This window comes from Periweissella beninensis (assembly GCF_016908275.1).
Taxonomy (GTDB): Bacteria; Bacillota; Bacilli; order Lactobacillales; family Lactobacillaceae; genus Periweissella; species Periweissella beninensis.
In genome coordinates this window covers 22,054-29,843 of record NZ_JAFBDN010000019.1, presented here as the reverse complement: position 1 = coordinate 29,843, position 7,790 = coordinate 22,054, and the positions used below count along the sequence as shown (strand labels likewise).

The following is a 7,790-nucleotide window of genomic DNA, read 5'->3' as shown; positions in this document are numbered from 1 at the left end:
GTAAATATTGTTCCCCAATAATGCGATCACAAATTAAATCATAAACTTGTAAATAAATTGGTATATTTGCTTTAAATTCCAAGTGGCACCTCCTTCGTGGCACTGCTGTACCTATATACTACACTACATTATTAATAAATACTAGTCTTAAATAAAAAAAATTCACCCTAACTAAGCAAAAAAATCTCTCGTTTGGTTTTCACCAACACAAGAGATTTCGTTCAATATTTTAGCTAGATATTATTAAAACTTATTTATCGTCTTTTTTATCACGTACTGAATCAACGGTGTCGTTAAATTTTTTAGCAATTTCATCACCAGCTTCTGCTACTTTATCCTTAGTATCCCCAAAAGCTTCTTTAGCTTTACCTAAAAAACCCTCAGTTTTACCTTTAGCTTCTAGCTTTTCATTACCAGTCACACTTCCAGTAACTTCCTTAGTTTTACCCTTAGCTTGATCTGCAAAACCTTTTGCTTTATCTTCAAATGACATAATCTTACCCCCTTTAATTGTTGGGACTATTATAACAAAAAAATTTTAGCGTTTGCAAACATTAGCACTCCGTAATTACAATATTAGTTCAGTTAATTTAAAATTAACGGGGATACCAAATTCGACTGGCACCAACTTGTGTATGCAAAACAACTCCTAAACAATAAGCAATTAAAACTAATAATAAGAGGCCAGCCACGGCTAATGCTAAATAGTCTACTTTTGTTAATGGTTTCTCTATATAGTAACTACGCTTTTTGGTACTACCATATAATCGTAAATCCATCGCACTAGCAATTGTATCAACCTGCTCAAATGTTGTTAAAATTAGTGGAATAACAATCATCATTGCATGCTTTAAGCGTTTAAAAACAGAGGCTCTCCGCTTATCTAATTCTAAACCACGCATCTGTAGTGCCTGGTTAATTGCTTGATAATCGCGCAAAATATCTGGAATTGCTCGTAATCCTAATGCAACTACCGTACAAATACGGTATGGAACGTGTAATTTATATAAACCTTGTGCGAGTTGACTAGGTGTAATACTTAAAATAAACCATAAACTAGCGACAAACATACACATAATTTTTAAAAAGCGCACGCCTAGATAAAAAAGTGTTTCAACTGAAAGATTATAACGACCAATAATTTCAAAGATAACATGTTTGCTACCGATACTTTGCGGTCCAATATCGGGTGAGACAAGATACATTAACAACACATTGATAGTATTAGTAATTAAAATAAAGTACAACAAACCCTTAATTTTTTGCCAACTTGGTTTTGTGGCTATGACTAAACCGGTATTAAAAATGAACATTGGTACTAAAACGCGGATGTCAAATGATATCATAATAAAAATTAACATGACACCTAATAAGGCTAATTTACTAATTCCTTGTAATTGTTGTAATTTTGTCTTGCCAGGCACATAATCAATCACGAACGTATTATTCATTTAACTACTCCTTACTTTCTATTATTACTTAATGCCACTAATTTTTTAGCATCTAGACCCATTTTTAAACCTAATCGATATATAGATGTTAATGCTAAGCCATTCTCACTGACAAGTTTAGGATCTGTTAGAATTTCAAATGGTCGTTTATCAGCGACAATTTTACCTTGATTAATAACAAGCGCTCTATCTGTATATTCAAGTGCTAATTGCATATTATGTGTTATTAAAATAATTGTTACTTGCATTTTTTGGTTTAATTTTTTAACAAATGTCATAATTTCTTGATAGTGTGCATAGTCTTGGCCTGCTGTCGGTTCATCTAAAATAATACACTTAGGTTCTAAAACTAACACGGCTGCAATCGTTAACCTTTTTTTCTGACCGTAACTAAGTGCTGTCACCGGCCAAGTGCGCATTTTATATAAATCAGTTAATTTCAAAATGGTGGTTACTCGTTCATTAATTTCGGTTGATGATAAATTTTGTAGTTCTAATGAAAAGGCCACTTCAGCAAACACAGTATCCTTAATCAACATTTTATCGGGGTCTTGCATAATATACGCAATATTATGACCGATTTCTTGCAACGTTAAGTTATGATAGTCTTTATTAAAAGCAGTAATCGTTCCTTGTTGTAGCTTTAACATCCCCGTTAAAATTTTTGCTAGTGTTGATTTTCCAGCACCGTTTTTCCCAATCAAACTAATTGTTTCACCTTGATATATATCGAGGTTCGGTAAAATTAAGGCCGTCCGTTGATCATACTTAAATTGCCCATTTCTAATTTTAATGATTGGCGCACCAATATTATCCTGTTTGTTCCTATAATAGTTGCTCTCTTGATTTAAATACCGCTTAAATTGTTTAATATATGGCTCAACCGCTAAAACATCCACATTCCATATGTTTTGCTTGGTGGCTAGTGAACCATATACTTGTTTTATCAGGTTTAAATACAGTGGTTCTTGAATACCTAACGCCGGTAATTTATTACTTGCTAAAATTTCATCTGGTGTACCACTTAATACAATTTGACCATCATTCATAACTAGCACACGATCAACAGCTTGCTGCAAAACCTCCTCAAGTCGGTGCTCAACGATTAGTATCGTTTTATTTTTTTCTTTGTTTAAACGATCAATGATGTGCATAACCTGATCACACATTTGGGGATTTAAAGCAGCTAACGGTTCATCAAAAACCATGATTGGCGCTTCACCATGCATACTACCTGCAATGGTTGTTCGCTGCTTTTCCCCACCTGAAAGATTAAAAGGAATTTGATTTAATTGTTTTTCTAATCCAACAAACTTAGCAACATTTTCGACTGCTACGTGCATTTTTTTAACCGGTGTATTTCTATTTTCTAAGTAAAATGCAATATCTTCACCAACACTTAAACCAACAAATTGCGCATTGCTATCTTGTAAAATTGTCGCAACATCTTGTGCTCTTTCAAAGATATTAACCGCTGTAATTGCTCGGTTATTTATTAGCGCTGTGCCAGTTATCTCACCTGCATTTTTATTAGGAATAATTCCATTAATACATTTCGCCAAGGTTGATTTACCACTACCACTCGGTCCTAAAATTAAAACCTTTTCACCGGAATAAATATCAAACGATATGTTTTTTAAAGTCGGTTGTTGCTGTGCCTTATAACGAAATGAAAAGTCCTTAAAACTAATAATTGGCTGGTGATCTTGTGCTGTCATTTTGGTTTCCTCTTTTTAATCTTTCAAATTTTAAAGTAATTAGCCCTAGCGGCTTAAAAAATTAGTTAAGCATTATTGCTTAATCAATCCACTGTCAAATTACTATGTTTTTGAAACCGTTTGGCCAAATAAAATAATAACGGTACCCCTACTACAATGGTTACAATGCCATCACTTACTACTGCAATATAGCCTTGGGCAAAATTAATCGCTTGTTCACCACCATAAAAAAGTGTATTTAAAATTGGTGCGATAAAGGCAAATGATATTAACAAGCCAAGCACTGAAACGATACTGAAAATAATCGCATGTGTTTTAGTAAACAGGCCTTCTTTAATATTAGCCCCATACAATGGTAATAATCCAATAACAAAAGTTGCAACAAAATTTCCTATCCACCAATCAGGCCAAAAACCTGCACCACCAATCAAATCAGCAAAAAAATTACCAAATAGACCAACTAATCCCGCTGGAATCGGTCCAAATAAGGCTCCAACATATATTGGAATTAAATACGCCACAGATAATTTAGTATTTGTATAAACCGGAATTCCAGCAAAATCCAGTAAAACTCCAAATAATGCTGAGCCAATTGCAATCACCACAACCGTCTTTGTATTCCATTCACCAAATAATAACTTTAAAAATATATTTTTCTCTTTCACCATATTAAAAGCTCCTCATCTTTTTTTATTATTTTAATACAAAAAAACGCGCCCTATACGAGGACGCGTTACCGTGGTACCACCTTGTTTTAGTCAAATTGACCCTGTTAAGCAAGTTAACGATTGCCATTCGTCTAGAGCTAATCAGCGACTCACTCTAAAATACTCATGAACCATCTTCAGCTTAATTTGCTATCGACTTACACCTAATAACATCGACTCTCTTGAAACAAAGTTTAACCTACTCATTCAATCATTGTATTTGTATTAAATTAATATATCTCTAAATTATAAATATCTAATTATTTTTGTCAATGATTTTTTGTTAATTAATTATTCAAAAAGACTTTGCGATCAAGCGTTGGTGCGACAACACTATTATCACCAGTACTCATATCTTTAATGTAGTTAACAAAAGTATCTGTATCAGTACCAACCGAACCAATTATATTAGTGTTTTTAAATGCATAAAAATTATCACCACCGCCATGTAAGAAATCATTAATTACTACGCGATATGTTGTCTCATCTTTAACTGGCTTCCCTTGACTATCTGTAATATCTTTAACAATATATGGTTGCGTGCTATCATCGTTTTTAGCATAAGTGTACTTCAAGCCCGCGATTTGTAAATAATATTGCTGATTTTCATCATATTGTTCATTTAAAGCAGTTCTAATTTGAGCACCGGTCATTTCTACAACCTGTAAAATATTACCAAATGGTTGAACGGCTGTGGCTGCTCCCCAAGTAATACTTTTATCTTGATTTACAACTAGGTCAGCTCGAACACCACCAGTATTAGTCATCGCAAAATCTGGCTTTAAGCCTGCTTTTTTTGCTTCATATAATTGACCATCAACAACTAACTCACCCGCAGCATTTTCCATTGTAGCGGTATTATTTAAGCGACCAGTAATATTTGTCGCAATTTTTGCTTTCCCAATGACTTGATTAACTTTAGGCGCGACTAACTTATCAGCCTGTGCGACAATTTTGCTAACTTTTGAATTGGCCTTCGTTTTAGGATCTTCCTTACTTGATAGTACTGGATAAACATGAGCCTTAACATTGATAAATTTACCAGTTTTAGGGCTAATATATGCCCAACTATTATCATACGCTTTTCCAGTATAAACAGCTTGTACCACACGGGTTTTACCAACTTTAGCATTGGCATATTGATGCGAATGCCCAGCTACATAAAGACCAACATTATTATTAGGATCAATTTTATTAAGTTTTTGTAGAATATCAACTGTTGGTCCTGTGGTTTGTTTGCTTACAGTGCTCACACCAGTATGGGCAACAACCACAACTGCTTTGACACCCTTGTTTTTCAAAATCTTATCATATTTAGCAATTGTAGTTGCTTCATCTAATACATCATAGTTTTTATAATTATTATATAAGGTTAAACTAGGCAATGTTGAAGTTTCAATACCAATAATTCCAATTTTTGCTTTTTTACCATTTTGTTTAACAGTTTTAATGGTATATGGCTTGTAGCCGTATGGTATTTTTTTAGTTTTTTTATCAATAACATTCGCGACAACTATATTTAAACCTGAGTTATAGTGTGGGTATTTTTTAACTAAACTATCAGCAGTTTTGCTTGGCTTTGCACCAGTTAAAATCCGGTTAAATTCACCTAGTCCACGATCAAATTCATGATTACCCAAAGTTCCGGTTTTAAAATTCATTGCTTTTAAAACATGCATCGTTGATTCATGTGCAAGTAATGATGAATTAGCTGGTGCTGCTCCCACCATGTCACCAGCTTCTAACCGCAACGTATTATTTGATTTAGTAACCTTTTTAAATTGCTTTTGTGCTTGATTTAAATAGGTTGCTAACCGAGCTGCTGTACCAGCATCATTATAGGTCTTATTGCCAATCGTTACTGAACCCGTTGTTTCAAGACCGCCATGTAAGTCATTAATTCCTAAAATTTGGACAGCGATGGCCTTTTGATCCTTTTTAGTAACTTTTTGAAAATCAGGTTCTAGACTTGGTTTACTATACTGATCGGTATAGCTCGTCACCTTTAGTGTCTTAGCAGCACTAACTGTTTGCGTATTACTCCATAAAACTGAGCCTGCAACAATTGTTGATAATCCCATTAAAAACAAATAATTTGATCCAATTTTTTTCATGATATTCCTTATTCTCCTCAAAAATTAGTTATAGTATAACAATAATTTTAGTTAATAGCTACCTAAAAATTAATCAAAAACGAACTTATTAGCAACAAAATTGTATATAGTTCGTATAAATTTAGTAAAAATGAGCATAAACACCGATAAAAATAATTTTTATCAATCCAGTTTAAAATAAAGTTCGGTTTTTTCGTTATTAAGCGATAATCTAAGAATAAAATTAGTTAATCCTGAATGGTGTCTATTTTTAATTTTCTAGAATATTTGATCAATACAAAAAACCCCCCAATATTGGATTTTAGTCCAATATTGGGGGAACACTTCAATTCAGTCTCTTTTTATTAGCTTAAATGCTTGTAAACTATTAGTCAATTCGATATAACCGTTTTGTGTAATGCCCTTGACAGTAAACATTACCATTTTTCACAATAAAACTTTGAAAATTAGTTTTTGATGACCTATCGTATAAATTCACGTAAACAACACCACTCTTAGTTTTTTTAACAATCTTAAAACCTAAGCCGGCTGCTCGATCAACCGCCCGAACCGTATAGAGTTTTTCAACACGTGATAATGCACGTGCTTGCACCGTTTTACCATGCCCCTTAACCTTTTTGGCTAAGTTATGATACTTAGTTTGGTCAAAGAAATAAACTTTTTTGGTTTTAGCATTAACCATAAACATCATTTCATGATTTAAAATAACCATACTTTTGCCATCTTTAATGTATTCAATATTATACGTAGCACCTTTCATACTGTACGTTTGCGATTTAATAAATAACTTTTTTGCACTGCTTTTATATTTTTTGATTTGTGCTTTGGTTTCATGATTTTTTTGTGCAAATGAAGGTTCAGCCCCGGTACTAGCCTCAATACTAGTCCCAACTACACTTAAACCAAATACTGTAATAATCGTTAAAATAATGGCTTTTGCTTTCATAATAGTCCCCCTAGATGTCGCATGTTATGTTTATTGTAATATTTTAGCAACATACTTGCAATATATATTATTTATACCATAAATAGGCCCAATAGTCTCTAGCAATCTAACATTTTTTCAATAATTATCATCATCATACCAATCGTCAATTCCATACCACAATAATCCACATGGTAATAACCCAATAATGGCGTATTTCCATGAAGATTTCCATGAAGCAACGAAAAAGAATAACCACCCCAAAGCAGTTTTTAGATTAAACATAATCAACACACCTAAGATTATTAAAAACACCCATAATAACTGGTGTCTCAACTTTTTATACCTAGCTTTCCGCTCCTTTTGCGCAACTTTTAGTGCTTCTTTAGCCTGCACCCGTGCAAAAATATGTTGTAAATCATCAATATCTTGGTAGCGCGTTTCGACAGCTGGTTGCTCAGCGAGTGGCGATTTTAAAAAATTTTGTGCAGTCTCAAATAAATTAACATACAAATTATGGTTTCGTTCTGATGAAGGGATCTGTTCAGTTATTTTTAAAGGCATAATGTACATACTCCCCGTTGGTGTAATTAAAATTGCATCTTCAACTAATTTGAGAATAACCAATGTTAAACCATCTGTCACTATATCTTTGATTGCTGGATTTTTGAGCCACACTTGCGTATCAAAATTGGAAAAACTATAATAGCCAGTTAACGTGCGCCAATTACTTGGATAATGGAGAATATAGACAAATGCCGCTGATTTTTCAAAATCATCTTGATTACAGCCTTGATCATTCAATAAGTACTGTATCGCTGAAACTCTTTTGAATTCATTTTTATACAAATCCGACATTTTCTTAACCTACACGA

The 7,790-nt window shown here is 33.3% G+C and carries 7 protein-coding genes and 1 other annotated feature; all 7 genes read right to left on the bottom strand.

Annotated elements, in window-relative coordinates; all coding sequences use genetic code 11:
* Nucleotides 1-250: 250 nt before the first annotated feature.
* Nucleotides 251-493, bottom strand: a complete 243-nt coding sequence (locus JOC59_RS07035; RefSeq protein ID WP_205144091.1) for a CsbD family protein — start codon at nucleotides 491-493, stop codon at nucleotides 251-253.
* A 103-nt stretch (nucleotides 494-596) separates the two neighbouring features.
* The gene (locus JOC59_RS07030) at nucleotides 597-1,451 is read right to left on the bottom strand and encodes an energy-coupling factor transporter transmembrane component T family protein (protein WP_205144090.1); all 855 of its coding nucleotides are present in this window, start codon (nucleotides 1,449-1,451) and stop codon (nucleotides 597-599) included.
* A gap of 11 nt (nucleotides 1,452-1,462) precedes the next feature.
* Nucleotides 1,463-3,169, bottom strand: a complete 1,707-nt coding sequence (locus JOC59_RS07025) for an ABC transporter ATP-binding protein (RefSeq protein ID WP_205144089.1) — start codon at nucleotides 3,167-3,169, stop codon at nucleotides 1,463-1,465.
* A gap of 83 nt (nucleotides 3,170-3,252) precedes the next feature.
* On the bottom strand, nucleotides 3,253-3,837 hold the full coding sequence (locus JOC59_RS07020; protein ID WP_205144088.1) for an ECF-type riboflavin transporter substrate-binding protein: 585 nt from the start codon (nucleotides 3,835-3,837) through the stop codon (nucleotides 3,253-3,255).
* Nucleotides 3,838-3,890: 53 nt separating this feature from the next.
* Nucleotides 3,891-4,100 (bottom strand) — a binding site (T-box leader).
* 63 nt (nucleotides 4,101-4,163) lie between these two features.
* A complete protein-coding gene (locus JOC59_RS07015) occupies nucleotides 4,164-5,990 on the bottom strand; it encodes a bifunctional metallophosphatase/5'-nucleotidase (protein WP_239517054.1) in 1,827 nt (608 codons plus the stop codon).
* 367 nt (nucleotides 5,991-6,357) lie between these two features.
* Nucleotides 6,358-6,936 (bottom strand): hypothetical protein, encoded by a 579-nt coding sequence (locus JOC59_RS07010; RefSeq protein WP_205144087.1) that lies wholly within the window; start codon nucleotides 6,934-6,936, stop codon nucleotides 6,358-6,360.
* A gap of 117 nt (nucleotides 6,937-7,053) precedes the next feature.
* The gene (locus tag JOC59_RS07005; RefSeq protein WP_205144086.1) at nucleotides 7,054-7,773 is read right to left on the bottom strand and encodes a sulfite exporter TauE/SafE family protein; all 720 of its coding nucleotides are present in this window, start codon (nucleotides 7,771-7,773) and stop codon (nucleotides 7,054-7,056) included.
* Nucleotides 7,774-7,790: the final 17 nt, after the last annotated feature.